This is a genomic window from Streptomyces sp. ATLC9, assembly GCF_057196705.1.
The window spans coordinates 1-26,107 of the sequence record NZ_JBXUOY010000017.1 but is presented as its reverse complement, the minus strand read 5'-3'; the positions used below and the strand labels follow the sequence as shown (position 1 = coordinate 26,107).

Sequence of the window (26,107 nt, the reverse complement as noted above, 5' to 3'; positions counted from 1 at the left end):
CGCCGGCAGTCCGCCTGACGGTTCCTCTCGGAGCATTGAGTGAGGCTCGCACGGTGCGGGAGCGGCGCACAGTGAGGTGCTCATGAGCGCGGTCGTGAAAATCTCATGGGCCGGTGGTGAACGCCGCACTGGGCTCCCCGGCGGCATGGATCACACAATCGTCACGATTGATTCGAACGCTCAGCCGTCCGACTCACAGGGGGTCTTCGCATGAGAAGCAACACGTCCGCCACCGCCTCGACGGAGAACACCGGCGCGGAGGACCGGCGCTTCGCCGAGCTGGCCCTCCGCACCGGGCTGGAGCCCGGTCTGGAGGCACGCTACACCGCCGACCCGGTCGCGGTGCTGTCCGGTTTCGGCCTGCCCGCCGCCGAGGCTCCCTACGGTGGCGTGCCGGACTCCGTGGCGATCCTCGCGGAACTCGGTCTGTGCGCCTCCGAACCGGTCTACGCCGGCGGCCCGCTGCTCATCGAGGACCTGGAGCAGCTGGACATCCGCGACGCCGAGCAGTTGGCCTGCTTCGGCTGCACCCGCGCGGACGACTTCCGTCTGGAGGTTCCGGGGACGGTGGGGGCGTGAGACGACACGGAGAGGCTGCCGACGGCGGCCCCTTCGTGGGCTTCCGTCGCCATCTGCGGGCCGAGGTGGTACCGGGCGAGGCGGTCTACCTGCTCTCGCCGCGCGGGGTCAGGGCGCTGTACGGCCGGTCCGCCGAGGTGCTCGCCCCGCTGCTGGACGGCACCCGCACCGTGGCCGGGGTGCTGCGCGAGGCCGGCGCCCTGGTCCCTCCGGACGAGGCGGGCCGGATCATCGGGGAACTGGCGCGGGCCAATCTCGTCGGCTACCGGTCCGCCCCCGGCGAGGAGGCCGACGCCTCGGCGGCGGCCTACTGGGAGCTGGCCGGCCTGGACGGCGGCGCCGCGAGCGCGGCGCTGACCCGTACCGCCGTACGGCTGGTCACCGTAGGCGGCGTGGACGGCGGCCAGGCTCGCGCGGTCTGCGAGGAGTCCGGCCTGACGGTGCTGGGCCCGCTCCCCGCCCCGGAGGGGGAGCGGGCCGGGCGGGACGGCACCGGCGACGGCGGGGCGGGCGGGACCGGCGGGGCGGGCGGTAGCGTTTTCTCGCTGGTGCTCTGCGACGACTACCTGGCCCCCGGGCTGCGTTCCGTGGACGCCTGGCACCGCGAGCGGGGGCTGCCCTGGCTGCTGGCCGGCCCGTACGGCCCCGAGCCCTGGGTGGGGCCGGTGTTCCGGCCGGGCTCGGGGCCCTGCTGGTCCTGCCTGGCGCACCGCGTCCGCATCCACCGCCGCTCGGAGGCACCGCTCCAGCGGGCCATCGGCAGCGACGCGCCCCTGCCGCGCCCGTCGGCCTCCCTGGCGGCCGGCCGGGGGATGGGACTGCGGATGGCGGTGCTGGAGGCGGCGAAGTGGCTGGCGGGGGTGCGCGACGAGGGCCAGGGGGCCATCCGCGTTCTGGACACCCTCAGCCTGCGCACCGGCCACCACGCGGTGCACCGGCGCCCCCAGTGCCCGGAGTGCGGTGACCCGTCGCTGGTCTCCGCTCTGGTACGGCGGCCGGTCGCGCTGGGGCCCCGGCCGAAGGCGGCGCGGGGCGGGAACAACGACCGCGCCCTCTCCCCCGAACAGGTCCTGGAGCGGTACGGGCACCTGGTGGACCCGGTCACCGGGATCGTGCGTGAGGTGCGCCGGGACGCCCGGCTGCCCGAAGGCCTCAACTCCTTCGTCTCGGGGCACAACCTGGCGCTGGACGCCTACACGCTCGCCGACCTCCGCGGCGGGCTGCGCAGCCTCAGCGGCGGCAAGGGCGTCACCGCGCTGGAGGCCGAGGTCGGCGCCCTGTGCGAGGCGGTGGAGCGCTACTGCGCCACCCGCCAGGGCGACGAGCCGGTGGTGTACGACAGCCTGCGGGGCCTGGGGGAGCAGGCGATCCACCCCAACGCGTGTCAGCTCTTCGACGAGCGGCAGTTCCGGGACCGGGAGCGCTGGAACGCCACGGCCTCCCCCTTCCACCAGGTGTGCGCGTCCTTCGACGCCGACCGCCCGGTGGAGTGGACGCCCGTGTGGTCGCTGACGGCCCGGACCCACCGGCTGCTGCCGACCTCCATGCTGTATTTCGGCCATCGTGCCTCCCCCGGCTCGGGCGAGCCCCGCGCCGACTCCAACGGGAACGCGGCGGGCGGCAGCCTGGAGGACGCCGTCGTCCAGGGCTTCCTGGAACTGGTCGAGCGCGACGCGGTGGCCCTGTGGTGGTACAACCGCACCCGCCAGCCCGCCGTGGACCTGGACGCCTTCGACGAGCCCTGGCTCGCGGGCCTGAGGGAGGTCTACGCGCGGATGGGACGGAAGGTGTGGGTCCTGGATCTCACCTCCGACCTGGGCGTTCCCGTGATGGCGGCGCTGTCGCGGCGCACCGACAAGCCCGCGCAGGACATCGTCCTGGGGTTCGGCGCCCACTTCGATCCCCGGCTGGCGCTGCGCCGAGCACTGACGGAGATGGGGCAGCTGGCCGCCTCGGTGGCCCGCGTCGGCGGGAACGGGTCCGGGTACGGTGCCGCGCCTCCCGAGCTGCTGGAGTGGTGGACTCGGGCGACCGTAAGGAACCAGCCATATTTGGCTTCGGACCAGTCAACAACACCCCTGACCCCCCATGACTACACGCACACCCCGCGTCACGATCTGTACGATGACGTGGAGACGGCCCGCTCTCTTCTGGAAGCCCGTGGAACGGAACTGCTGGTACTCGATCAGACACGTCCTGACGTGGGCGTTCCGGTGGTCAGGGTGATCGCTCCGGGGTTGCGCCACTTCTGGGCGCGTTTCGCGCCGGGCCGCCTGTTCGACATACCGGTGACACTCGGCCGACTCACGCGGCCGACGGCCTACGAGAACCTGAACCCGATCCCGCTGTTCGTCTGATTTAGGACGCTGCTCCTCGTCAGTGGCCAGAGCTAGCCGATGGCCAATATGATGCGGTCAACTCACAGTTCAACGTGACGACTTCTGACCGAGGAGCAGCCAGGTGCATGACACCCCGGACAGCGCCTCCCACCTCCGGGCTCCCGCTCAAGCGGGGGCCCGGAACGCGTCTCCCCCTCGGTCTCACACGCGCCACCGCGAACTGCCCGCGCCGAAACTGGCCAGGACGATCACGGTCGCCACCCTGCTGTACTACTCGGGGATCTCCCTGCTCAACGTCCTGCGCAGCGGCGCCGAGCGGAGCCAGGTACTGCTGTGCCTGGGGTGCGTGACCGCGGTCTTCTTCTTCCAGTTCCTGCACATATCCCCCCGTGCGCAGCGCTGGTCCCTGCCTCGCCGCTACGCCACCCTGCTCGCGCAGGCCGCGCTGACCTACCTGCCGTTCCTCTTCTTCGGCCTCAACTGGGGGAGCATGGCCGGCCCACTGGCCGGTTCGCTGCTGCTCCTGCTGCCCGGCAGGGTGGCCTGGCCCCTCTACGGCGTGATCACGGGCACCATGCTGGCCATGACCGTCTCGGCCAAACTGGACTGGGCGACGGTCACCTATCTGACGACCTCGACCATGATGGCGGGACTGATCCTCTACGGAACCGCGAGGCTGAGCGACCTGGTGGCCGAGGTCCAGGACTCGCGGGCGGAGATGGCCCGGATGGCGGTCACCGAGGAGCGCCTGCGGTTCGCCCGCGACCTGCACGACCTGCTGGGGTACAGCCTGTCGGCCATCACGCTCAAGAGCGAGCTGACGTACCGCCTGGTGCACTCCCGGCCCGACCGGGCGCGCGAGGAGATCGCCTCCGTGCTGGAGGTGTCCCGGCAGGCGCTGTCGGACGTACGGCTGGTGGCCAGCGGCTACCGCGACATGTCACTGGCGGCGGAGGCCGAGTCGGCGGCCTCCATCCTCTCGACGGCCGAGATCCGGGCGCAGACGGATGTCTCCTGCGGCCGACTGCACCCGGTCACCGACACCGTGCTCGCGACCGCGCTGCGGGAGGGCGTCACCAACGTCCTCCGCCACAGCAAAGCTCAGACCTGCGTGATATCGGTCGAGTCGAGGGGGGAGTCCGTCACGCTCCGCCTGGTGAACGACGGGGTGGCCGGGCAGCGCCCGGACCGCTCCGCGCACAGCGGCAGCGGCCTGGGCAACCTCCGCACCCGGCTCGCGGCGATCGGCGGCCGGGTCGAGGCGGGTGTCCGCGAGGACGGCCGGTTCCACCTCGTCGCGCGGGCCCCCGTCCATCCCGTGGCGGCGGCGCATCCGCCGGAGGCCGGGAGGCTGGGCACGGCGAACGCCGCGAGACCCGCGGCCTGACACGAACGCCCGGTCCGGGGGGCCGGGCATCATCATGGTCTGGGGGGCCAATGCTGTCGGTGAAGATCCTGCTCGCCGAGGACGTGCACATGATCAGGGGGGCACTGGTCGCCCTGCTGGAACTGGAGCCCGACTTCAGCGTCGTGGCCGCCGTCGACCGCGGGGACCTCGTCCTGGAACGGGCCCTGGAGACCCGGCCGGACGTGGCCGTCCTGGACGTCGACCTGCCCGGTGTCGACGGCCTCACGGCGGCGGCCGAACTGCACGAGCGGCTTCCCTGCTGCCGGACCCTGATCCTCACCAGCCTGGGCCGTCCGGGCACCCTGCGCCGGGCCCTGGCCGCGCACGTCACCGGGTTCCTGCTGAAGGACGCGCCCTCCGACCGGCTCGCCCACGCCGTGCGCTCGGTGGCCCGGGGCCAGCGCGTCATCGACCCCCAACTGGCGCTGTCCGCCTGGGACAGCCCCGACAACCCCCTCTCCCCCAGGGAGCTGGAGGTGCTGCGGCTGGCCGCGCAGGGCGCCGACGCCGCCGAGATCGCCGGCACCCTGTACCTGTCCAAGGGGACCGTCCGCAACTACCTGACGACCATCGTCGCCAAGCTCAACGCCCGCAACCGCATCGACGCCGTGCGGATCGCCGAGGAGGCCGGCTGGATCCCCTGAGCCGCGCGCCGGGCGGGACCGCTCACGAGTCCGTCCCGGAGGCCGCCGGCGGTGCCGCCGCGCCGAGCAGCGCGTCGAGGAGGCCCGCGTCCAGGGCGGTGCGCACCGACAGGTCCGAGGCCTCGCCGAACCCGGAGTCGTGCACGGCGGTACCGACGACGTATCCCCCGCCCGGCCCGTCGTCCGGGCGGCCGTCCAGCACGCCGGTGGCGAACGTCCACCCGCCGCCGCCCGCCGGGGTGCCGTCGGGCCGCACCAGCCGGATCCCCTCCGCGTCCAGGTCGAAGCCGAACTCGGTGAACCGGAAGCGCAGTCCCTGCCCGAGTGCCTTGCTGTACGCCTCCTTGAGGGTCCACAGCCGCACCAGCGTGGCGTTGCGCTCGTCCGCCTCCCCCTCGTCCAGCCGTGCCAGCTCGTACGGGGTGCAGCCCTGGGACTCCGAGCCGGTGCCGGCCATCCGGCGGTCCGCCGACTCCACGTCCACCCCGATCCGGCCCCTGCGGGTGATCCCGGCGACCAGTGTCTGGCGGGTGTGGCTCAGGCTGATGTCGATCTGGTCGCAGCCGCGTACATACGGCCGCCCGCCGGGCTGGTAGGCCAGGTCCACCTGCTCCGGAGCCGTGTCGATCGCCGCGGCGACCACGTGCCGCAACAGCAGCCGGGAAGCGGAGAAACGTTCCCTCATGAGGGGCTGCGACATGGCCTCGTAACGGTGCCAGTCCCGGCCCAGCATCCGGCGCAGCACCGCGTCCCCGACCGGCGGACGCCAGTCGGGCAGCCGCCCGGCGACCACCGCGGTCCCCTCGTGCGCCAGTTCCCCCCGGACCCCGTCCCAGGGCCCGAGGGGGCCTGCGACCTCCAGCAGACCCGGCGTCCCTCCTCCACGCCCCCCGCTTCCCGCGGACCGTGTGGAACGCGCCATCTCAGCCCTCCGCCAGTGACGCGGAGAGCGGACCGGCGTCCAGCTCGGACAGCACTCCGGCGAGGTCCACCGCGTTGCTCTCCGGCCCGCGGCACACGGCCAGGCAGGACGGCCCCCGACTGCCGCCCATGCGGCGCACGAAGGGGGTGAGGACCGCCTTGGGGCCGATCTCGACGACGTGGGTCGGAGTCTGCTGGGCGAGCAACTGCCGCGCGGCGTCGGCGAACCGGACCGTGGAGGTGATCTGGAGGGACCAGTAGGGGGAGTAGAGCGGCTCGCCCGTGTAACCGCCCCGCACCGTGGAGTAGAACGGCACCCGCGGCGCACCGCCGGGCAGCCTCCGGGCCACCGGCTCGAACCGCGGCAGGACCGGCGCCATCAGCGGGGAGTGGAAGGCGTGCGTGACGTTCAGCGGGGTGGCGGCGACACCGCGCGCGGCCAGCTTCTCCTGGATCCGCTCCAGACCGGCCAGTTCACCGGAGAGCACCGTGGCCTTCGCCGCGTTGACCGCCCCGATGCTCACCCCGGGCTCGTCGAACAGCAGCTCGGCGGCCTCGTAGGCGGGGGCGCAGGTGGCGGTCATCCCGCCGCCGGAGGGCAGGTACTGCATGAACGCGCCTCTCAGCGAGACCAGTTGGGCGGCCGACTCCAGCGTCAGCGCCCCGGCGACGGTCGCGGCGGCGAACTCGCCGATGCCGTGGCCCAGCACCGCCACCGGGCACACCCCCGACTCCTCCAGCGTGCGGGCCAGGGCGTACTCGACTGCGAACAGGGCCGGCTGGGTGAACGCCGTCTGGTGGATCCGCGCGTCCCCACTGAGGATCAGGTCGACGACCGACAGGCCCGTGTAGGGCAGCAGCGCGTCGGCCGCCTCGTCCAGATGGGTGCGGTAACCCGTGGAGTGCAGGTACAGGCCGGCGGTCATGCCGGGGTGCTGGGAGCCCTGCCCGGTGAAGACGAAGGCCGCGCGCACCCGGCCGTCCCCGCCGGGCCGGGGATCCCGCAGCGCCAGGTACCGCGCCAGGGCGCGCACGGTCGGGTACGCCCAGATGTCGGTGGGGTCGATCAGCGGGCCGTACTTCTCCTCGATGTCGCCGTAGAGACTGAGCGCGGCCACGGAGTCCAGGCCGTGCCTGGTGAACGACACGGTCTCCTCCACCGGCCGGCCGAGGTAGTGGGCCAGTCGTTCCGTCAGCCAGTCGGCGTACGCCTGTTCGCGCACCCGGTGGGGGTGTACGGACATCTCGCGCTCCTTTTCAGCGGCTCGAAGGGGGGACGGCTCGGGGCCGGTCAGGCCAGGTCCGTGCCGTAGAGGTCGTAACTGCGCCGTCCGTGCAGCCGCGCCAGGACCTCGGCGAGCACCCGGCTCTCGCACGCGGCGGGCCGCTCCGGAAGCGGCAGCCCCAGCCGCCGGCACAGGCGGTAGAGGGCCGCGGTGGGCCAGGCGGGATCGGCGAGGAAGGCTCCGGCGGCCCCGCCGGAGCGCTGCTCCCGCCACACGCCGAGGCAGGCGGCGGCGGCCAGTACCAGGGCGTAGCGGTCGGCCAGCGCGAAGCTGCGCGGGTCGACCAGAGCCGCCCGGTCGTCCGCCCCTATCCCGGCGAAGGCCGTGCGCAGCTCGTCCAGTTCGGCGACGAGGGTCCGGGTGAGCGCGCCCAGCGCTCCCCCGTCCTCGGGGGCGTCGGCGGGCGGACCGGAGGAGCCCAGCAGGCCGTCGGTGGCCACCAGGGTCGCGGCGAGCGGGTCGCTGTCGCCCAGCAGGGCTGCCTGGGCCGGGTCCATCGGCGGCAGGTCGCCGTGGAGCCGGAACAGGGCGGCGGGCGCCTCGTCGCCGTTGAACCACACGTGCCGCGCGAAGAAGGGGAGCTGGGGGAGGATGCTGACCTGGCGGCCCGCGCTGCCGGCATGGCCCAGCGAGGTGACGGGCAGGTCGCGCAGCTGCTTGGCGAACATCGCGTACGCGCCGTCCTGGGCGAGGCTCTCCTCGCCCAGGACGGCGGACATCTCGTCCATCGACTCCGCGACGATCTTCGGTGCCAGATAGGCGGCCGCGGCGGCGTACGCGCTGGTCTGCCGGGGTATCAGATGCAGTCCGCGGGTGGCCACCAGGGCGAGGCAGTCGCTCAGCAGCAGGTCGAGGAAGGCGCCGGTGAGGACGTCGCGCACATGCTGGACGTCCAGCGGGGAGCGCCCCCCGGACCGGCGGCGGGCCGCGAACCGGGCCACCGTGCGCAGCGCGGTGTCCGCCCCGGCCAGCACGATGGACGGGATCAGGCCCCGGATGAGCAGCGAGGAGCGCAGGGACAGCTCGTAGCCGCCGCCGAGCCCGCCCACCAGCGCCTCTCCCGGCACCGGGCAGTCGGTGGCCCGCAGGCCGCCGAACTCGGCGCTGCGCATACCGTTGGTGGAACGCCGGGACAGGTCGGTCAGCCGTCCCCCGGGCAACCCCGCCCGGTCCAGCAGCAGCACCGAGTGGCTGCGCCCGCCGACCGCCCCGGAGGTGCGGGCGAAGACGACGAGCCCGGTGGCCCGCGAGGCGTTGGCGATCACCGACTTGCTGCCGTTCAGCAGGAATCCGCCGTCGACGGGCCGGGCGGTGAACTCCTCGCGGACGAAGTCGTTGCCGTGGGCCACCTCGTGCCGCACCACGGCGACGCGGCGGCCCCGGAGCAGGTGCCCGGCCACCTCGGCCCGCTGCCCGGCCTCGCCCGCGATCCAGACGGGGGCGGCGGCGAAGAAGCAGTTGAGCCCGTATCCGAAGCCGAGCGAGGCGTCCCGGCGGAAGACCGGTCGCAGCACCCGGCCCAGGCCGTCCATCCGCGACAGTCCACCGCCCAGCTCCACGGGCACGAACTCGGCGTTGAAGCGGTGGGCGTCGAGGACCTCCTCCGCTCCGGCGGGCACCCGGCCCGCCGCGTCGGCGGCCAGGATCGCGTCCTGGCCCAGTGGATTGGCCGGGTCGTCCAGCGGGCCGAAGGCGCGCTCCAGCGCGGCGGCGCGATCGTCGTACGCGCCCATCACCGTGCCCCGGCCGTCATCAGTTCCCTGACCTCCGGGAGGATGTCCTGGTGCAGCGGCCGCAGTTCACCGCGGAGGAACAGTCCGCGCATCGCGGCGCGCTCCACCTTGCCGCTGGTGGTGCGGCGCACCGTGCCGGGGCGCACCAGCAGCACCCCGCCGGGCCGCACCTCGAACTCCTCGGTCAGGCGGTTGCCCACCGCCGCGGTCAGCGCGGCCAGGTCGATGTCGTACCGGCCGCGGGCGCGCAGCTCCTGGACGACGACGATCCGGTCCCGCTCGCCGGGCACCGCGAACGCGGTGGCGGCCCCGAACAGCGAACTGACCCGCTGCACCGTGCGCTCCAGGTCCTGCGGGTAGAGGTTGCGTCCGGCCACCACGATCATGTCCTTGAGACGGCCGGTGACGTACAGCTCGCCGCCCAAGACGGTGCCCAGGTCACCGGTGCGCAGATGGCCGCCGTCCCCGTCGGCGGTGTGCCCGTCGAAGGCCGGCGCGCTCTCCGCCGGGCGGCCCCAGTAGCCGCGGGCGACGCCCGGCCCGCGCAGCCAGATCTCCCCGACGCGCCCCTCGGGCAGCACCTCGCCGCTGCTGGGGTCCACGATGCGCAGTTCGCCGTCGGCGACGGGGCCGCAGGAGACCAGGGTGCGACGCGCGGCGCCGCCCGGGGCCGCCCGTCCCGGGCCCGGCTCCGGGGTGCGCAGCTCGTGGCGCTCCAGCGCGGCGGCGTCCGCGGTCAGCCGTGCGGGCTCCTCGTCGGGACCGCGCACGGCACCGGTGACCAGCAGGGTCGCCTCGGCCAGACCGTAGCAGGGGGTGAGCGCACCGGGCCGCAGCCCGGCCGGGGCGAACCGCTCGGCGAAGGCAAGCAGTGTCCGGGCGCACACCGGCTCGCCGCCGCTGACCGCGACCTCCCAGCCGGACAGGTCCAGGTCCGCGATCTGCTCGTCGGTGATCCGGCGCAGGCACAGGTCGTACGCGAAGTCCGGTGCGCCGCTGACACGCACGCCGTACCGGGAGATCGCCTCCAGCCAGCGGACCGGCCGCTTGACGAAGGCGGTGGGGGACAGCAGCACGGCGGTGCCGCCCAGCCACAGCGGGTGCAGCAGCTGGCCCACGAGCCCCATGTCGTGGTGGAAGGGCAGCCAGCCGCCCAGCCGGTCGCCGGGCCGGGTGCGCAGGGCGCGGCCGATCGCCGCCTGGTTGGCCATGAGGTTGCCGTGGGTGACCACCACGCCCCGGGGGTCGCGGGTGGACCCGGAGGTGTACTGGAGGAAGGCCACGGAGTCGGGGCCGAGTTCCGGTCCGCGCCACGGCGCCGCCCCGGGGACGGCGTCCGCCGGCAGGCAGGCGACGTCCCCGTAGCCGGTGCGGGCCAGCAGCCGTGAGACCTCCGGGGCATCGGCCGCGTCGGTCAGGGCGATCCGCACCGCGGCGTCCTTGACGATGCCGGCCACCCGCTCCTCGTGGTGGCGTCGGCCGCCGACGGGCGGCACGGGGACCGCGACGGCCCCGGCGTACAGGCAGGCCACCAGGCTGACGGTGAACAGCCGCCGGCAGGACTGCAGGACCAGCACCCGCTCGCCCGGCGCGCCGTGCTCCTGGAGCCAGGCCGCCAGCGCCCTGGCCTCGCGGTCCAGCTCCCCGTAGGAGACGGTCTCGGCCGTCTGCTCCCCGCCGGGTCCGCCGGTCTCGCCCAGCAGGACGAGCGCCGCTCGCCCGGGCGTCTCCCGGACCCTGGACAGAATGAGATCGGTGAAGCTCCGGTAACCGTTCATCGCCTCCCCCTCGTGTGCCTTCGTGGCCGCCGCCTCTCCGGCACCGGCCCGTGCGACTCTTCCGGGAAGGTACGAACACCCCCTCGAACCCGGCTCGACGTCCCCCGGACCGGCGGGCTTCTCCCGGAGCGCGGACCCGCGCCCCGTCATGCCCGCGACCATGCCGTGGGCGGGCGGTAGCCGGCCCGTCCGGCGGACCAGGCGGCGCGGTCCGCGGACGCCTCCGGTGCGCCGGTCTCCGCCACGGCCTCCGGTCCCTGCGGATCGCCGGAGTCCGCCGGGGCCCGCCGGGCCGACAGCGCCAGCAGTACGGCGGTGACGGCGGCCAGCTCCCCCTCGTCGGGGTTTCCCCGTACGACGGTCAGCAGGGCCTGTCGTGTGTCGTTGGCCATGGGGCCAGGGTGCGCTCCGCGCCTTGAGGGAGGCTCGCGGGCCGGACGCGGACGGGGGGGGGGGGGGGGGCGGGGGGCGGGGGGGGGGGGGGGGGCGCGGCCGGCCGGGGCCCCCCGCCCCCCCCCCCCCCCCCCCCCCCGCCGGTGTGCCGTGCCAGGCCGTGCTCAGCCGGTGAGCCCCCGCTCGTAGGCGATGTGCCGGGTGCGCTCGACGCGGAAGCGCGCCACCCGGCCCAGCCCCCCGTACGCCCCGCCACGCTCGGCCTCGGCAAGGGCCCGGTCGCAGGCCTCGGTGTCGGCCCACCACGCCATGCCCAGGTACCGCTGCGGCCGGAAGGTCGAGCGCAGCAGGTCGAAGCCTCCGAAGCCGCCGGTGCCGGCCAGGAACCGGGACAGCTCACGGGCCTCCTTCTCGAACTCCCGGGACCCGCCCAGCACCGTGCACGGCAGCAGCACCACGCTGTCGTGCCCGGGCAGCGCGTTGCGCACCAGCAGGCGGTCGACGCTGGCCGCCTGGTCGGCCTCGGTGTCCACCATGGGCTCCAGACACCGCACGTGTTCGAGGAACGTCTCGGTGTGCACGGTCTCGATGAAGCCCTCCAGACTCCGCCAGTGCCCCACGTGGACGTAGGAAGCCGGGGAGTCCAGCAGCCGCACGGTCACCAGATAGGAGAAGTCGCGCCGGCGGCGCAGGTACTGGGAGTGCTCCCGGAACTCCTGCTCGAACCGGCGCGGGTCCCCCTTGACGGCGAACCGGTGGACTGTGGTCAGCGGACTGCTGAGGTCACGATCGGTCATGAAGGTTCTCCGCGAACCGTTTGGCGTGCCGGAGGGTGGTGGTGCTGTTGGCGCCCAGAGCCTGCCGGACCTTGGCGCGCGCCTCGGCGAGCGTGGCCTCGGGGCCCAGCAGCTGCCGCACGCCCTCGGGGTCGAGGGTGACGGTGTGCCAGGAGGTGGCGCGTACGCCCTTTCCGTGGGGCTCGATCTCCCAGCGGCCGGTGTGCCCGCTCATCGCCACCGGCACCCGCAGCTGCTTGTAGACGATGACGGACCGGTCGGGGAAGCACACCCGCACGGACATGGTGTTGTGCAGGGAGCCGTCCGGGCTGCGGGTGTCCATGTCCATACGCTGGACGGTGGAGCCGCCTCCGTCGGAGGGGGCCTCCTCCAGACCGATGCGGGCGACGTGGGGCAGGCGCTCGGGCCACAGGTCGGCGCGGTCGAGGAAGGCGAAGACGTCCTCGGCCGAGCCGCCGATGTCCACCGAGTCGCTGAAGGTGAAGCGCTGCCCGCCGTCCTCCTCGGCGTCGCCGCCCTGCTCGGCGGCGTTCTTCAGGGCCGTCAGCTCGGCGCGGCTGTTGCGGTCCACGGCCCGCTCGATCAGCTCGGCCGCCGCCGGGTCGTCGTCCACGGCGGTGTAGTCGTGCAGCAGGACGACGCGGCTGCCACCGTCGTCGTTGGACTCCACGAGCCACTTCCCGCCCATCGACGCCACAGGGGGCGCGGAGGCCACCTGCCGGAAGGAGACGGTGCGGGTGCGGCTGTCGAGGATCCGGTGCGAGGTCCACGAGCGGACCTGGTCGTTGGCCGTGGCCCAGATCCTCAGGAGCTGCTCGTCGGCGTGCTCCTCCAGCACCTCGACGTGGATCGTGGGGCCGAAGACCTGCGGCCACGCCGAGACGTCGGCCACCAGGCCGTAGACGGTGTCCGCGGGCGCGTCGACAACGACGGTGTGCTCTGTGACATGGGTTCGGACCGCGCCGGCGGCTTCGGTTCCGGCGGCTTCGGCGACGGCGGTAGCGGGGTTCGGCACCACGGCGGATCTTCCCTTCGGGTCGCGCCGCTCGCACGGCGCCTGTGTCAGATTGGCAGGGTGCGCTCGAGCAGGGCTGGAGCGCCGGAAGAGGGGGGTTCGAGCCCGCCGGCGGATCGCCGGGCGGGGGTCGCGGGCCGGGAGGCGCCCGGCCGCTGTGTCCGGGGGCTCACGCCGCCGTGCTCGGGCGGCGTGCTCAGGCGGCGTGCTCAGGCGGCGTGAGCCCACTCGGGCCGGTCCAGGATCTCCACCACCGCCGAGCCCCAGCTGTAGCCGGCGCCGACGCCGACGAGCAGGCAGCGGTCGCCGGGCCTCGCGCGGCCGGAGACGACCAGGTGGTCCAGGCTCGCGAACTGGTCGCCCGCGCCCAGGTGCCCGACCGTGCGGCTCCACTCCCAGGCCGTGCGGGCCGGGTCGATACCGAACGGCTGGTAGTAGATCGACTGGAGCCGGCGCCGCCCGAAGTGCGGCAGCACCACCCAGTCCGCCTCCCCCAGCTCCAGGTCGGCGTCGGCCAGCGCCTGCTTGAGCACGGTCTGCTGCCCGGCGTGGGCGCGGGTGACGGCGTACGACATGCCCACCCGGGCCACGAAGGAGCGCTTGGCCTCCTCGAAGTCCACCGGGATCCGGTGCGAGAAGGGCGCCCGCCCGAACGGCTCGTCGCCCCGGTGCAGGGGTTCCAGCTCGGGGTCGGCGAGCATCGCCAGGGAGCGCAGCCGGGCGTACCCGCCGCGCCGGGAGAGCACCAGCGCGGTGGCGCCGTCGGCGTACGGGGTGCCGGGGTCGGTGTGCCAGCGGTCGATGCCGGGCTCGCAGAACCGGTCGGCGGTGGTCAGCAGCGCGTCGCGGCGTCCGGGGACGGCCGTGAGGTAGGAGTGGGCGAGGTCCAGGGCGGCCATGCCGCCGTTGGACATCTGCCGGATCTCGATGGCCGGGCAGCTGTTGCCCAGCGTCTCGCGCTGTACGTAGGAGGCGACGGGCCACAGGTCCTGGCCCTGGTGGTAGGTGTCGGCGTGCAGGATCAGGTCGGTGTCGCCGCCGCTGCCGCCCGCCCTCTCCAGGGCGGTGCGGGCGGCGTGCACGGCCATCTCGGCGGCGGACTCCTCCGGCGAGTACGCCACCGAGACCATGCCCGTGGCCGCCGCGACCCGTTCCGGGCAGGCTCCCGACGCCACCGCGTCGGCCACCGGCAGGGAGGAGGGAAGCCGCACTCCGGTCCCCCGTATGTAGATGTCTTCCACTCGCACGGTCCACTCCCTGTCTCGTCCGGGTGTCATCGGTGCCGTCCGGGACGGCGCGTCAGCCCGCGACCGCCACCGCGGGGACGGTCGCGGCGGAGGCCGCTTCCGTACGGCGTCCGGCGCGGTGGTCGGCCCCGCGCTCGGTCAGCAGGACGTAGCGGACCGCGTCCAGCAGGGCCCGCCAGGAGGCGGCGACGGTGTTCCCGTCCACGCCGACGGTGCCCCAGCGGCGGCGCCCGTCGGTGAAGGTGATCAGGACACGCGCGGCGGCGGCGCTGCCCGAGCCGTTCCCCAGCACCCGGACCTGGTAGTCGGCCAGTTCCAGCCGGGCCAGTTCGGGGAAGAACGGGTCGAGCGCCTGGTGCAGCGCCCGGTCCAGGGCGTTGACGGGCCCGTTGCCCGTGCCGGTCGCGGCCAGCGGCGTGCCGTCGATCCGCAGCCGCACCGACCCCTCGGTGCGCACCTCGCCACCGGCCGGCTCCTCGACGCCGACCTTCCAGGCGTCCACCTCGAAGGGGTACTCCGGCACGCCGCCGGTCAGTTCCTCCAGCAGCAGCAGTTCGAAGGAGGCGTCGGCGGACTCGAAGCTGTAGCCGCGGTTCTCCAGTTCCTTGACGCGGGCGGCGGCCCGCGCCACCGGCTCGGACCCGGCCGAGAGCTCGTAGCCCAGCTCACGGGCCTTCAGCTCGATGGAGGAGCGCCCGCCCATGTCGGAGACCAGGGTGCGCATGGCGTTGCCCACCAGGCCGGGGTCGATGTGCTGGTACAGGTCGGGGTCCACGCGCAGGGCGGAGGCGTGCAGTCCGGCCTTGTGCGCGAAGGCGGAGGCGCCGACGTAGGGGGCGGCCGGGTGGGCGTGGACCCCGGTCAGCTCGCCGATGGCACGGCCGGTGTCGGCCATCTCCCGCAGCCGCTCGGCGGGGACGACGTCCGTGCGGCCCCGCTTGAGGACCAGGTTGGCGGCGACGGTGAACAGGTTGGCGTTGCCGCACCGCTCCCCGTAGCCGTGGGCGGTGCCCTGCACGTGGTCGGCGCCGGCGTCCACGGCGGCCAGGGTGTTGGCCACCGCGCAGCCGGAGTCGTCGTGGCAGTGGATGCCGAGCCGGGCCCCGGTGGCCGCGAGGGTGTCCGACACGACGGCGCCGATCCGGTCCGGCAGCGAGCCGCCGTTGGTGTCGCACAGCACGACCGCCTCGGCGCCGGCCTCGGCCGCGGTGCGGACGACCTCCAGGGCGTACTCCTGGTTGGCCAGGTAGCCGTCGAAGTAGTGCTCGGCGTCGACGAAGACGCGGCGGCCGGCCCGCACCAGGTGCCGCACGGTGCTGCCGATCATGGCGAGGTTCTCGGCGAGCGTGGTGCGCAGGGCGAGTTCCACGTGCCGGGTGTGGCTCTTGGCCACCAGGGTCACCACCGGGGCCTCGGCCTCCAGCAGCGCCCGCACCTGCGGGTCGGTGGTGACCAGGGTGCCGGGCCTGCGGGTGGCTCCGAAGGCCGCCAGCTCGGCGTTCCGCAGGGCCAGTTCGGTGCGCGCCCGGCGGAAGAACTCGGTGTCCCTGGGGATGGCGCCGGGCCAGCCGCCCTCGATGAAGCCCACCCCGAAGGCGTCCAGGTGGCGTGCGACGGCGAGCTTGTCCTCGACCGTCGGCGCCAGGCCCTCCTGCTGTGTTCCGTCGCGCAGGGTCGTGTCGTAGAGCTGGAAGCGCCGCTCGGCCATCGTCCCTCCTCATTTGTGCCGCCGGCGGCCGACTACCGCGGCGGGTACGGCCCACCGTCCGGGGACCGCCTCGAAACGGCCTTGAGAGGCGGTCGGCAGCCCCGGCGGGGCTGCCGGGTGCGGGTGCGGGGCCGGGGGCAGGCCGAAGCGGGGGCGGACCGGGCCCTGGGCTCCGGTCCGCCCCCGCCGCCGGGAGGGGACGTCCTGGTCGGGGTCAGGCGGCCGCGCCGGCCGTCCGCTCCTGCGCGGAGGCGTCCTCGGGGGCGTCCTCGGGGGCGTCCTGACGCAGCTTCCGCGGGATGGCGAACAGCAGGAAGAACACCACGACGGTGATGCCGATGAAGGTCCACAGCAGCGTCTGGAAACTCGTCGCGAAGGAGACGCCCGTGGTGTCCTTCGTGTACGGCTCCACGACCTCGGCGACGGCCGGCTCGCTCAGAACCGTCGCCGAGGAGCAGCTCTCCGGCACGATCGCCATGTCCTTCTCGCCCGCGCGGTCCACCGCGCACGTCCGGTAGGCCGCGACGGCCTCGTCGGCCCGCTCGGGGGAGAGCCCGGCCACGGCGACCAGGTCCTTGCGCAGCTGCGGCACCTGGCTGTCCACGGCGGCCCCGGTGTTGCCGACGAGACCGCCGAAGAACACCACGCTCACCAGCGCGCCGCCGATGGCGAAGCCGAGCTGGGTGTTGGTGTTGACCAGGCCGGACGCGGAGCCGGCGTCCCGGTGGGGCACCTCGGAGGTCACGATCAGCGGCAGCGGGGTGGCCACCGTGCCGAAGCCCAGGCCGATCAGGAACAGCGGGATGGCCAGGTTCCAGGAGGTGACCTGGCTGCCGTACTCGCCGGCGACCCAGATGTACGCGCCCAGGCCCGCGACCAGGACGACCGCGCCGACCTGGAGGGCCTTGCGGCCGAACTTCGGCACCAGGATCATCACCGACGTCGTCGCGGTCATGAAGGCGCCGAGGCAGAACGGCAGGCTGGTGAGGCCCGCGCGCATCGGGGACCAGCCCATGCCGATCTGCATGTACAGCGTCCAGCCGATGGTGAACATCCCCATGCCGATGTAGAAGATGAGGTTCACGGCCAGGCCGGAGGAGAAGCTGCGGGTGCGGAACAGCCCGAGCTCGACGAGCGGCGAGCCGTCCTTGCGGATCTTGTGCTTCTGCCACAGGACGAACCCGGTCAGCACCAGCAGCGATCCCACCATGGAGACGAAGCCAAGCGCCGGCCAGCCCATCTCCCGGCCCTGCAGCAGCGGGAAGATCAGCATCAGCATGCCGACGGTGGCCAGCAGCACGCCCGTGACGTCCAGCCGCAGCGCCTGCGGGGCCTTGGACTCGGTGATCACCTTCGAGCCGTAGAACAGGCCGAAGAGGCCGACGGGGATGTTGACCAGGAAGATCAGCCGCCAGTCGAGACCGAACAGGTTCCACTGCACCATCAGTCCGCCCAGCGCGAGACCGAGGGTGGCGGCCAGGCCGCCCACCAGGCCGTGCAGCGCGAAGGCGGTGCCCCGCTCCTTGTTGGAGAAGGTGACGTGGATGATGGAGAGCACCTGCGGGACCATGATCCCGGAGAAGGCGCCCTGGAGGACGCGGGAGACCACCAGCTGCCACGGCTCCTGGGCGATGCCCGCCGTCAGGGAGGTCAGGGTGAAGCCGGCGACGCCGATCAGGAAGATCTTCTTGCGTCCGAAGATGTCGCCGAGGCGGCCGCCGAGGATCAGCAGCAGGGCGAAGGCCAGCTGGTAGCCGACCAGGATCCACTGGATCGCCGAGTAGCCGGCGCCCAGTTCGCGCTGCATGGAGGGGGCCGCGACGTTGGCGATGGTGCCGTCCAGCAGGTCCATGAAGGCCGAGACCAGCAGCACCAGCAGGGCCGCCCAGCGCATGGGGTCGAGCTTCACCTCATCGGTGGGGGCGCCGGCCGAGGTGTCCGCCGACCCTCCGGCCGGCGTGCCGGCCCCCGTCTGCTCCCTCGCCCTGTCCACCTCCGTCTCCACTGACGGAATGTGCTCCGACGAAATCGTCATGGCCTACCTCTCTGGGTTTCTCGGGGGGTCGTACGGCGAATGAGGCCGCTGACGGCCGGCTCCAGCCTGACTCGGCCCGCTGGGGTCCCGGTGGAGTCCGGCTGAAGCGCGGCGCGGGCGCGGCCGGGCCGCTGCCGCGGGCACGGTGGTGCGGGTGGGAGGCCGCCTCCTCCACGGTGAGCACCGGGGTGGCGCACGCCTCGGTGCCGGCCAGGCGTGCCGCCCAGGTGTCGCGGTCGTACCGGGCGAATCGCTCCTCGAACACCCGGTGCAGGACCGGCCAGTTGGCGGTGTCGTCGCGGTCCGGGAGCGCGGCGGCGTCGAGGCCGAGCCCGTCCAGCAGGGCGGCGTAGAAGCGCTCCTCCAGCGCGCCGACGGCCATGTGGCGGCCGTCGGCGCACTCGTAGCAGCGGTAGAAGGGGGCGCCGCCGTCGAGCAGGTTCGTCCCGCGCTCGTGGCGCCACTGGCCGCTGTCGGCCATGCCCAGCAGCATGCCGAGCATCGCCCCGACACCGTCCACGATCGACGCGTCGACGGTCTGCCCGAGGCCGGAGACCCCGCGTTCGCGCAGCGCCGCCAGCACTCCGACGACCAGCAGCATCCCGCCGCCGCCGAAGTCGCCCAGCAGGTTCACCGGGGGTACCGGCGGCCCGCCGGCCCGCCCGATCGCGTGCAGGGCCCCGGTCAGGGCCAGGTAGTTGATGTCGTGGCCGGGCTCCCGCGCGAGCGGCCCCTCCTGGCCCCAGCCGGTCATCCGCGCGTACACCAGAGCGGGGTTGCGCGCGCGGCAGTGCGCGGGACCGATCCCCAGCCGCTCGGCGACCCCGGGCCGGAAGCCCTCGACGAGCACGTCGGCCGTCTCCGCCAGTGACAGCAGCTCCGCCACGCCCCGCGGGTCCTTCAGGTCCAGCGCGAGCGAGCGCCGACCGCGGTCCAGCACCGCGTGCCAGTCCGGGAACGAGCGGCGGCCGTCGGCCCGGTCGACGCGTACGACGTCCGCGCCGAGGTCGGCGAGCATCATGCAGGCGAAGGGTGCGGGCCCGATCGCGGCGAGCTCGACGACCCTCAGTCCCTCCAGAGGCCCCATCGCCGGCTCACTGGTCCCAGGTGACCGGGAGTCCCCACAGGCCGTAGATGATCGCGCGCTCCTTGGAGCGGATCTCCTGGAAGGGCTTGGCCAGCCGCAGGGTCGGGATGCGTTCGAAGAGCCTGCCCCACACCAGCTGGAGCTCCAGCCGGGCCAGGTCGGCGCCGATGCAGTGGTGCAGACCGTGGCCGAAGCCGAAGTGGCGGCGGTTGCCGCGGGCGAGGTTCAGCTCGTCGGGGTTCTCGAACACCTCGGCGTCGCGGTTGGCCGTCAGGCCGAGGCAGAGGATGCCGTCGCCCTTGCGGATGGTGGCGCCGGCCAGCTCGATGTCGTCGGTGGCCACGCGCGGCACGGCCGCGTCACCGATGGTCAGGTAGCGGACCAGTTCCTCGACCGCGGGACCGATCAGCTCGGGGTCGGCCTTCAGCTGCTCCAGCTGCTCGGGGTGCTCCAGCAGACAGGCGGTGCCGAGCGAGATCATGCTGGCGGTGGTCTCGTGCCCGCCGTTCATCAGCAGCCGGCACAGGTTGACCAGGTCGCGGGCCTCGTACTCCTCGCCCGACTCGCGGTACTCGGCGATCGCCCGGCTGAGCAGGTCGTCGCCGGGCTCCTTCTCCTTCTTGGCCACCAGGTCGAACAGATAGTTGTTGACGTCCACCAGGGCGGCCTGGCGCTCGGCCATGGTCGCGGTGCCGCCCAGCAGGGTGGTGCCGTTGACCTGGAAGAACTCGTGGTCCTCGTAGGGGATGCCGAGCAGCAGGCAGATCACCGTCATCGGCACCGGCAGGGAGAGGGCGTGGTGCATGTCCACGCCGGGTCCCTGCTCGATCATCGAGTCGATCGCCTCTTCGACGATCTTCTCGATCTGCGGGCGCAGCATCTGCACACGCCGGTTGGTGAAGGTGACGGCGGCCTTGCGGCGGACCTTGGTGTGCTCGGGCGGGTCGTAACCGATGAAGGAGGTCTCGGTGCGGAACTCCGGCGGGGCGTCGAAGTAGAAGGGGAAGTTCGCCTCCTTGCGCGAGGCGCTGGTGCGCGGGTCGGTCAGCAGCCGGCGCATGTTCTCGTGCCCGGTGACCGCCCAGACCTTCAGTCCGGTCGGGAGCGGGACCTGCTTCACGGGCTCGTCGGCGAACTGCGCGTACTGCTCGGGCTGGGAGAACGGACACTTCCGTTCGTAGGGGAAGGTCTCCTCCGTTGCTGCGCCGGTCTGTTCGGCTTGTGTGCTCATCGCTGGTCCCTCCTCGTCAGGACGGCTGCGACGCTGACACCCGCCTCTGGAGACCGGCATGAACAGGGCTCGAACCGTCGTTCCTCCGCCCCGGGCACTGTTCGACCCGGTCTCTAGGCCGCGTCCGTAGCGTGCGGCCCGTCCGGTGGAGCAGCACGTCCCAGCCCAGCCAGTCCTGGAGGAACGCCGATGAGCACGGCAGTGACGCCCTTCCGCGTAGCGGTCCCCGAGGCGGACCTCACCGATCTGAGGGAGCGGCTGGCCAGGACCCGCTGGCCCGAGACCGAGACCGTCGGCGACTGGTCCCAGGGAGTCCCCCTGGAGTACCTGGAGGAACTGGCCGGCCACTGGCGCGACGTCTACGACTGGCGCGCGACCGAGGCGCGGCTGAACGCGCTGCCGCAGTTCCGCACGGAGATCGACGGCCTGGGCGTTCACTTCCTCCACGTCCGCTCCCCGCACCCGGACGCCATGCCGCTGCTGCTCAGCCACGGCTGGCCCGGCTCGGTCGTGGAGTTCCTGGACGTCGTCGGCGCGCTGACCGATCCCAGGGACCCGGCCGACGCGTTCCACGTGGTCTGCCCCTCCCTGCCGGGCTTCGCCTTCAGCGACAAGCCGGCGGAGGCCGGGTGGACCATCGAGCGCACCGCCGCCGCCTGGGACGAGCTGATGTCCCGGCTGGGCTACGGCCGCTACGCCGCGCACGGCACCGACTGGGGCTCGTTCCTCACCGCGGTCCTCGGCGAGACGCGCCCGGACCGTCTGGCCGGCATCCACATCGCCATGCCCTTCGCGCGTCCGCCGCAGGAGCAGGTGGAGCTGGACGAGCGGGACCTGGCCGGGCTGGCCGCGCTGAAGGAGTTCCAGCAGAGCGAGGGCGCGTACTCGGCGCTCCAGGCCACCCGGCCCCAGACGCTGGGCTACGGCCTGACCGACTCCCCGGCCGGACAGCTGGCGTGGATGGCGGAGAAGTACTGGGCCTGGAGCGACCACGACGGAGACCTGGAGAAGGTGATCCCCCGGGACCGGCTCCTGGACTCGGTGTCGGTCGCCTGGTTCACCGCCACCGCCGCCTCCTCGGCCCGCGTCTACTGGGAGAGCCACAACAAGATGGCGCTGGGGCCGGTGAGTGTGCCGACCGCCTGCTCGCTGTTCCCCAGGGACGGCCGGATGCCGCGTGCCTGGTGCGAGGGGCGCTTCACCGACCTGCGCCGCTGGACCGACCACGACCGCGGCGGTCACTTCCCCGCGCTGGAGCAGCCGGAGCTGCTCGTCGACGAGCTGCGCTCCTTCTTCCGCCCGCTGCGCTGACCCCCCGCAGCCCCAGACCGCACCCCGCGCCGCGAGCCGAGACCGCGAAAGGCGACGCCGTGACCGTCCATCAGGCCCCTCCCGGTACCTCCTCCGAGGCCGCACAGACCCCGGAGCCCCTGCCCGCCTTCCCGTTCCCGGGGTCCAGCTACCGGGGCCCGGCCCCCGCGTACGCGCGGCTGCGCGCCGAGCGGCCCGTCGTACGTGTGGAGACGGCCGGCGGAGGCCACGCCTGGCTGGTGACCCGGCACGCGGACGTACGGGCCGTGCTGGAGGACCCCCGGTTCAGCCGGGCCGCGATGTACGCGCCCGGCGCCCCGCGCTTCAGCGGTCTGTTCCAGGCCCCGCCGGGCATGATCGTCTCCCTCGACCCGCCCGGCCACACCCGGCTGCGCGCCCTGGCCTCCCGGGCGTTCTCGCCCGAGCGGATCGAGGGCATGCGGCCGCGGGTGCGCAAGCTGGCCGGCGGACTGCTGCGGGACCTGGAACCGGAGGCGGACCGGGGCGAACCGGTGGACCTGGTGGCGCGGTTCGCCGCCCCGCTGGCGATGGCCGTCATCTGCGAGCTGCTGGGCGTGCCCGGGGAGGACCGCGGGCGGTTCCACACCTGGGTGCGGCGGTTCGCCGACCTCTCCGCCCCCGAGGAGCAGGCGGTGGAGGCCCGCGAGAGCCTGGGCGCCTACATCGCCTCCCTGGTGGCCGCCAAGCGCGCCGCCCCCGCCGACGACGTCCTGTCGGCCCTCGCCACCGCCCGGCTCGGGGAGGACCGGCTGAGCCAGGAGGAACTGACCGGACTCGGATACACCCTGCTGGGCGCCGGATTCGACTCCTCGGCCGGGCAGATCGCCAACTTCACGCTCACCCTGCTGGCCCACCACCCGGAGCTGTGGCGCCGGCTGGGCGGACACCCCGAGGAGGTGCCGGCGGCCGTCGAGGAGCTGCTGCGCACCGTCAACCTCAACGCGGACGACACCTCCGGCCTGCCCAGACTCGCCACCGAGGACGTGGCCGTCGGCGGGACGCTCATCCCCGCGGGCGACGCGGTGTTCGTCTCCTTCGCCTCCGCCAACCGCGACGAGGCGGTCTTCGCCGACCCCGGACACCTCGACCCCTCCCGTGCGGACAACCCGCACCTGGCGTTCGGACACGGCATCCACCGCTGCCTGGGCGCTCCCCTGGCCCGCCTCGAACTCTCCGTGGCACTGGAGGAGCTGACCCGCCGCTTCCCCGGGGCACGGCTCGCCGTGCCCGCCGCCGAGGTCCCCTGGCGGACCGGCGACGTCAACCACAACCCGCTCACCCTCCCTGTGGAACTGCGAAGGAGCACCTCATGAGCACCGCCGTCCTGCCCGACGTCCTGCCCACCACCAGCCTCGAGGTACGGCTGGCCGCCTACCCGGATCCCGAGGGCGAGGTCACCCTCGGCCACTTCGCCCTGGGCGAGAGCGAACTGTCCGAGCCCGGCGAGGGCCAGGTCGTCGTCCGCAACGACTGGATGACCCTGGGCTCGGTCGCCCGCGACCAGATGAACCCGGCCACGAAGCTGCCGATCCCGGTCTTCCAGCCGGGGGTGGCGATGTGGGGCCGGACCGTCGGCACGGTCGTGCGGTCGGCCAGCCCCGACCTGGCCGTCGGCGACCTCGTCGAGCACTTCTCCGGCTGGCGGCAGTACGCGACCGGCTCCGCGCAGGAGTTCTTCCGCCGCGACCGCGGCCTGCTGCCCGGCCCGGAGTACTTCCTCTCCCAGGGCCCCACCGCCTGGCACGGGATGGTCGACACCGTCGGCGTCGGCGAGGGCGAGACGGTCTTCGTCTCCGGCGCCACCAACGGCGTCGGCGCGCTGGCCGGGCAGATCGCGAAGCTGCGCGGCGCGAAACGCGTCATCGGCAGCACCGGCTCCCGGGAGAAGATCGACTTCCTGGTGAAGGAGATCGGCTTCGACGCCGCCTTCGACTACCATGACGGCCCGGTGGCCGGGCAGCTCGCCGAACTGGCGCCCGACGGACTGGACGTGGTCTTCGACAACGTGGGCGGCGAGCAGTTCGAGGCGGCCGTCCGGCTCGCCAACCGCGGTGCCCGGTTCGCCCTGTGCGGCGCGCTCGGCGGCCAGCACGGCGGGGACGGCGGCAGCCCGCGCCTGCCGCTGATGACCGCGATCAGCCGGGACCTGTCGTTCCGGGGCTTCGCCACCCTCCACACCCCCGACCAGATCGACGGCTGGAACGAGCGGTTCGGCGCATGGCTGGGGGAGGGCCGCATCGTCTTCCCGCACACGGTCGTCGACGGCGGGGTGGAGGCGCTGCCGCAGGCGTTCGTGGACCTGCTCGGGCGCCGGTACAGCGGTACGGTCCTGGTCAAGCTGTCCTGAACCCTCCGCCCGCCGTCCCCGGGCCCCCACCGCCGCGCGTTCGCCGTACCGCCGCAGCGGCAGCCGCAGCCGTAACACCGAAGCCGTAACACCGGAGAGGACCTCCTATGACGACCGGAACGCCGACCGCACTGGACCGGCGGGCGCTCAACCGGGCGCTGCTGGCAAGGCAGTCGCTGCTGGAGCGCACCACCGCGTCCGCGTCCGACGTCCTGGAACACCTGGTCGGCATGCAGGCCCAGGCCCCCAACCCTCCCTACCTGGGCCTGTGGACCCGCATCGCCGGCTTCCGCCTCGACGACCTGGCCGAGCTGGTGAGACGGCGTCAGGCGGTACGTCTGGTGCTGATGCGCAGCACCATCCACCTGGTCACCGCACGCGACTGTCTGGCTCTGCGCCCGGTGCTGCACGCCGCCCTGGCACGCGGCCTGAAGAGCACCTTCGGCCGCCGGCTGAACGGACTGGACCTCGCCGAGGTCGCCGCCGAGGGCCGCCGCCTGGTCGAGGCCGAACCCCTGACCCTGGGCGAGCTGGGCAAGCGGCTCGCCGAGCGGTGGCCGGACCGGGACGCCTTCGCCCTGGCCAACGCCGTACGCGCCCTGGAGCCGCTGGTGCAGGTGCCGCCGCGCGGCCTGTGGGGCGAGAGCGGGCAGGCCGCGCACACCACCGCCGAGACGTGGCTGGGCGGGCCGCTGTCCGCCGACGACTGCGCGCGGGAGGTGGTGCGGCGGTACCTGGCGGCGTTCGGCCCGGCCACGGTCGCGGACATGCAGACCTGGTCCGGCATGACCCGGCTCGCCGCCGTCTTCAAGGACCTCCGCCCCGAACTGGCCGTCCTCCGCGACGAGGAGGGCCGGGAACTCTTCGACCTCCCGGACGCCCCGCGCCCCGGCCCCGACGCCCCGGCGCCCGTGCGCCTGCTGCCGGAGTTCGACAACATCCTGCTCTCCCACGCCGACCGCACCCGGATCCTCACCGACGAGCGGCGCAGGCTGATCATCACCCGCAACGGCCTGGTGAAGTCCACCTTCCTGGTGGACGGCTTCGTGGCCGGGACCTGGCGGATCGACCGGAAGAAGAAGGCGGCCACCCTGGTCCTCGAACCCTTCGCCCCCGTGAAGGCCGCGGACCGGAAGGCGCTCGCCGAGGAGGCCGAGAGCCTGCTCGCCACGGCCGCCGCCGACGCCGACACCCGCGACATCCGCTTCGAGACCCCCTGACCGGTCGCCGGCCGTCCGCTCCCGCGCCCTCCGGCCGGGCTCGACCGGTGGTGCAGCGGCCCGGGCTGTACTGGCCGCCGACCGCACCCGGCCCTTCCGGCCGGCCGTCCAGCCCATCCGCCCAGACAGGGGAGCACGCATGTCGGACAAGCCCTTCGCCGATCAGACCGTCGTCGTCACCGGAGGCGGGACCGGCATCGGCCGGTCCGCCGCCCTGGCCTTCGCCGACCTCGGCGCGAAGCACGTGGTCGTCACCGGCCGCCGCGCCGAGCGCCTGGCGGAGGTCTCCGCGCTGCACCCCGCCGTCGTCGCGGTGACCGCCGACGTCAGCGAGGAGGAGGGGGCCGAGGCCGTCGCCGCCGCCGTCGCCGGACTCGGCGGCACGGTGGACGTCCTGGTGCACAACGCGGGTGTCTTCCGCTTCAGCCCGCTGGAGGCCCTGGACCCGGCCACCGTCCGCGAGGTCATGGAGATCAACCTGGTCGGCCCGCTGCTGCTCACCGGGAAGCTGCTGCCGATGCTGCGCTCCCCCGGCGGCAGCATCGTGCTGGTCTCCAGCCGCGCGGGCCACAACGCCTCCCCGGGCTCCTCGGTCTACGCCGCGAGCAAGGCCGGCGTCCACAGCCTCACCCGCAGCTGGGCGGCCGAACTGGCGCCGAAGGGCATCCGTGTCAACGCGGTCGCCCCGGGCTTCGTCCGCACCGAGGCGTACGCGGCCAACGGGCTGGCCCCGGAGGAGGTGGAGGGACTGTTCGAGGGAGTGAAGCACCAGGTGCCACTGGGCCGCGTCGGCGAGACCGACGACGTCACGCCCTGGATCACCCGCCTCGCCGAGCCGGCCGGCTCCCTGGTGACGGGCCAGATCATCACCCTCGACGGCGGCATGGACGTCGCCTGACCCCTGCTCCACGGTTCGGCGGTGGGGCCGGTAACCGGTCGGACCCACCGCCGAACCGGGTGCGGGCCCCGGGCCCCCGGGGGTGGCGGGGGGGGGGGCGCCGGGGGGG

At 73.7% G+C, this 26,107-nt stretch carries 21 protein-coding genes; 9 read left to right on the top strand and 12 right to left on the bottom strand.

Translation table 11 applies throughout. From position 1 onward, the window contains the following. The first annotated feature begins 210 nt into the window (after positions 1-210). From AC2CJA_RS03625 to AC2CJA_RS03610, 4 genes are all read left to right on the top strand, one after another. Positions 211-579, top strand: a complete 369-nt coding sequence (locus tag AC2CJA_RS03625; RefSeq protein WP_484601181.1) for a hypothetical protein — start codon at positions 211-213, stop codon at positions 577-579. Then, positions 576-2,936 (top strand): TOMM precursor leader peptide-binding protein, encoded by a 2,361-nt coding sequence (locus tag AC2CJA_RS03620; RefSeq protein WP_484601180.1) that lies wholly within the window; start codon positions 576-578, stop codon positions 2,934-2,936. The genes AC2CJA_RS03625 and AC2CJA_RS03620 overlap by 4 nt, the downstream gene beginning before the upstream one ends. Before the next feature lie 103 nt (positions 2,937-3,039). Continuing rightward, positions 3,040-4,305 (top strand): sensor histidine kinase, encoded by a 1,266-nt coding sequence (locus tag AC2CJA_RS03615; protein WP_484601179.1) that lies wholly within the window; start codon positions 3,040-3,042, stop codon positions 4,303-4,305. Positions 4,306-4,355: 50 nt separating this feature from the next. Further along, the gene (locus tag AC2CJA_RS03610; RefSeq protein WP_484601178.1) at positions 4,356-4,970 is read left to right on the top strand and encodes a response regulator transcription factor; all 615 of its coding nucleotides are present in this window, start codon (positions 4,356-4,358) and stop codon (positions 4,968-4,970) included. 22 nt (positions 4,971-4,992) lie between these two features. Here AC2CJA_RS03610 and AC2CJA_RS03605 read toward each other — a convergent pair whose 3' ends face one another. From AC2CJA_RS03605 to AC2CJA_RS03550, 12 genes are all read right to left on the bottom strand, one after another. After that, entirely contained in the window at positions 4,993-5,892 is a 900-nt protein-coding gene (locus AC2CJA_RS03605; RefSeq protein WP_484601177.1) for a 4'-phosphopantetheinyl transferase family protein, read from the bottom strand. A gap of 1 nt (position 5,893) precedes the next feature. Beyond that, the gene (locus tag AC2CJA_RS03600; protein ID WP_484601176.1) at positions 5,894-7,135 is read right to left on the bottom strand and encodes an acyltransferase domain-containing protein; all 1,242 of its coding nucleotides are present in this window, start codon (positions 7,133-7,135) and stop codon (positions 5,894-5,896) included. Positions 7,136-7,182: 47 nt separating this feature from the next. Beyond that, a complete protein-coding gene (locus AC2CJA_RS03595) occupies positions 7,183-8,910 on the bottom strand; it encodes an acyl-CoA dehydrogenase family protein (RefSeq protein WP_484601175.1) in 1,728 nt (575 codons plus the stop codon). Beyond that, entirely contained in the window at positions 8,910-10,688 is a 1,779-nt protein-coding gene (locus AC2CJA_RS03590; RefSeq protein WP_484601174.1) for a fatty acyl-AMP ligase, read from the bottom strand. The genes AC2CJA_RS03595 and AC2CJA_RS03590 overlap by 1 nt, the downstream gene beginning before the upstream one ends. A 146-nt stretch (positions 10,689-10,834) precedes the next feature. Further along, complete coding sequence (locus AC2CJA_RS03585; protein ID WP_484601173.1) at positions 10,835-11,080, bottom strand: acyl-CoA carboxylase subunit epsilon; 246 nt, start codon at positions 11,078-11,080, stop codon at positions 10,835-10,837. A gap of 165 nt (positions 11,081-11,245) precedes the next feature. Next, the gene (locus tag AC2CJA_RS03580; RefSeq protein ID WP_484601172.1) at positions 11,246-11,878 is read right to left on the bottom strand and encodes an antibiotic biosynthesis monooxygenase family protein; all 633 of its coding nucleotides are present in this window, start codon (positions 11,876-11,878) and stop codon (positions 11,246-11,248) included. Further along, positions 11,865-12,893, bottom strand: coding sequence for an aromatase/cyclase (locus AC2CJA_RS03575; protein WP_484601171.1), 1,029 nt, complete (start codon positions 12,891-12,893; stop codon positions 11,865-11,867). The genes AC2CJA_RS03580 and AC2CJA_RS03575 overlap by 14 nt, the downstream gene beginning before the upstream one ends. 209 nt (positions 12,894-13,102) lie before the next feature. Further along, on the bottom strand, positions 13,103-14,140 hold the full coding sequence (locus AC2CJA_RS03570) for a ketoacyl-ACP synthase III family protein (protein ID WP_484601170.1): 1,038 nt from the start codon (positions 14,138-14,140) through the stop codon (positions 13,103-13,105). A 52-nt stretch (positions 14,141-14,192) separates the two neighbouring features. Beyond that, positions 14,193-15,848: a citramalate synthase gene (gene cimA / locus AC2CJA_RS03565; RefSeq protein ID WP_484601169.1), complete on the bottom strand. Its 1,656-nt coding sequence runs from the start codon at positions 15,846-15,848 to the stop codon at positions 14,193-14,195. A 214-nt stretch (positions 15,849-16,062) separates the two neighbouring features. Beyond that, positions 16,063-17,841, bottom strand: coding sequence for an MFS transporter (locus tag AC2CJA_RS03560; RefSeq protein WP_484601168.1), 1,779 nt, complete (start codon positions 17,839-17,841; stop codon positions 16,063-16,065). Further along, positions 17,759-18,970: a CaiB/BaiF CoA transferase family protein gene (locus AC2CJA_RS03555; RefSeq protein ID WP_484601167.1), complete on the bottom strand. Its 1,212-nt coding sequence runs from the start codon at positions 18,968-18,970 to the stop codon at positions 17,759-17,761. Before AC2CJA_RS03555 ends, AC2CJA_RS03560 begins: the two co-directional genes overlap by 83 nt. A gap of 7 nt (positions 18,971-18,977) precedes the next feature. Next, on the bottom strand, positions 18,978-20,201 hold the full coding sequence (locus AC2CJA_RS03550; RefSeq protein ID WP_484601166.1) for a cytochrome P450: 1,224 nt from the start codon (positions 20,199-20,201) through the stop codon (positions 18,978-18,980). A 189-nt stretch (positions 20,202-20,390) separates the two neighbouring features. On the opposite strand from AC2CJA_RS03550, the gene AC2CJA_RS03545 reads away from it, so the two are divergent. The 5 genes from AC2CJA_RS03545 to AC2CJA_RS03525 all read left to right on the top strand — a co-directional run bounded on the left by AC2CJA_RS03545 (position 20,391) and on the right by AC2CJA_RS03525 (position 25,998). Then, the gene (locus AC2CJA_RS03545) at positions 20,391-21,512 is read left to right on the top strand and encodes an epoxide hydrolase family protein (RefSeq protein WP_484601165.1); all 1,122 of its coding nucleotides are present in this window, start codon (positions 20,391-20,393) and stop codon (positions 21,510-21,512) included. A gap of 59 nt (positions 21,513-21,571) precedes the next feature. Next, on the top strand, positions 21,572-22,846 hold the full coding sequence (locus AC2CJA_RS03540) for a cytochrome P450 (protein ID WP_484601164.1): 1,275 nt from the start codon (positions 21,572-21,574) through the stop codon (positions 22,844-22,846). Further along, positions 22,843-23,880 carry a zinc-binding dehydrogenase gene (locus AC2CJA_RS03535; protein WP_484601163.1) on the top strand — a complete coding sequence of 346 codons (1,038 nt, stop codon included), beginning with the start codon at positions 22,843-22,845 and terminating at the stop codon, positions 23,878-23,880. Before AC2CJA_RS03540 ends, AC2CJA_RS03535 begins: the two co-directional genes overlap by 4 nt. Positions 23,881-23,987: 107 nt before the next feature. Then, positions 23,988-25,100: a winged helix DNA-binding domain-containing protein gene (locus AC2CJA_RS03530; RefSeq protein WP_484601162.1), complete on the top strand. Its 1,113-nt coding sequence runs from the start codon at positions 23,988-23,990 to the stop codon at positions 25,098-25,100. 139 nt (positions 25,101-25,239) lie between these two features. Further along, complete coding sequence (locus AC2CJA_RS03525; protein WP_484601161.1) at positions 25,240-25,998, top strand: SDR family NAD(P)-dependent oxidoreductase; 759 nt, start codon at positions 25,240-25,242, stop codon at positions 25,996-25,998. Positions 25,999-26,107: the final 109 nt, after the last annotated feature.

Excerpts from the sequence above, each read along its gene's own strand:
- AC2CJA_RS03550 (WP_484601166.1), bottom strand. The coding sequence starts at position 20,201 with ATGAGCACACAAGCCGAACAGACCGGCGCAGCAACGGAGGAGACCTTC.
- AC2CJA_RS03600 (WP_484601176.1), bottom strand. The coding sequence starts at position 7,135 with ATGTCCGTACACCCCCACCGGGTGCGCGAACAGGCGTACGCCGACTGG.
- AC2CJA_RS03535 (WP_484601163.1), top strand. The coding sequence starts at position 22,843 with ATGAGCACCGCCGTCCTGCCCGACGTCCTGCCCACCACCAGCCTCGAG.
- AC2CJA_RS03605 (WP_484601177.1), bottom strand. The coding sequence starts at position 5,892 with ATGGCGCGTTCCACACGGTCCGCGGGAAGCGGGGGGCGTGGAGGAGGG.
- AC2CJA_RS03585 (WP_484601173.1), bottom strand. The coding sequence starts at position 11,080 with ATGGCCAACGACACACGACAGGCCCTGCTGACCGTCGTACGGGGAAAC.
- AC2CJA_RS03625 (WP_484601181.1), top strand. The coding sequence starts at position 211 with ATGAGAAGCAACACGTCCGCCACCGCCTCGACGGAGAACACCGGCGCG.
- AC2CJA_RS03590 (WP_484601174.1), bottom strand. The coding sequence starts at position 10,688 with ATGAACGGTTACCGGAGCTTCACCGATCTCATTCTGTCCAGGGTCCGG.
- AC2CJA_RS03610 (WP_484601178.1), top strand. The coding sequence starts at position 4,356 with ATGCTGTCGGTGAAGATCCTGCTCGCCGAGGACGTGCACATGATCAGG.
- AC2CJA_RS03530 (WP_484601162.1), top strand. The coding sequence starts at position 23,988 with ATGACGACCGGAACGCCGACCGCACTGGACCGGCGGGCGCTCAACCGG.
- AC2CJA_RS03545 (WP_484601165.1), top strand. The coding sequence starts at position 20,391 with ATGAGCACGGCAGTGACGCCCTTCCGCGTAGCGGTCCCCGAGGCGGAC.
- cimA (WP_484601169.1), bottom strand. The coding sequence starts at position 15,848 with ATGGCCGAGCGGCGCTTCCAGCTCTACGACACGACCCTGCGCGACGGA.
- AC2CJA_RS03580 (WP_484601172.1), bottom strand. The coding sequence starts at position 11,878 with ATGACCGATCGTGACCTCAGCAGTCCGCTGACCACAGTCCACCGGTTC.
- AC2CJA_RS03595 (WP_484601175.1), bottom strand. The coding sequence starts at position 8,910 with ATGGGCGCGTACGACGATCGCGCCGCCGCGCTGGAGCGCGCCTTCGGC.
- AC2CJA_RS03525 (WP_484601161.1), top strand. The coding sequence starts at position 25,240 with ATGTCGGACAAGCCCTTCGCCGATCAGACCGTCGTCGTCACCGGAGGC.
- AC2CJA_RS03555 (WP_484601167.1), bottom strand. The coding sequence starts at position 18,970 with ATGGGGCCTCTGGAGGGACTGAGGGTCGTCGAGCTCGCCGCGATCGGG.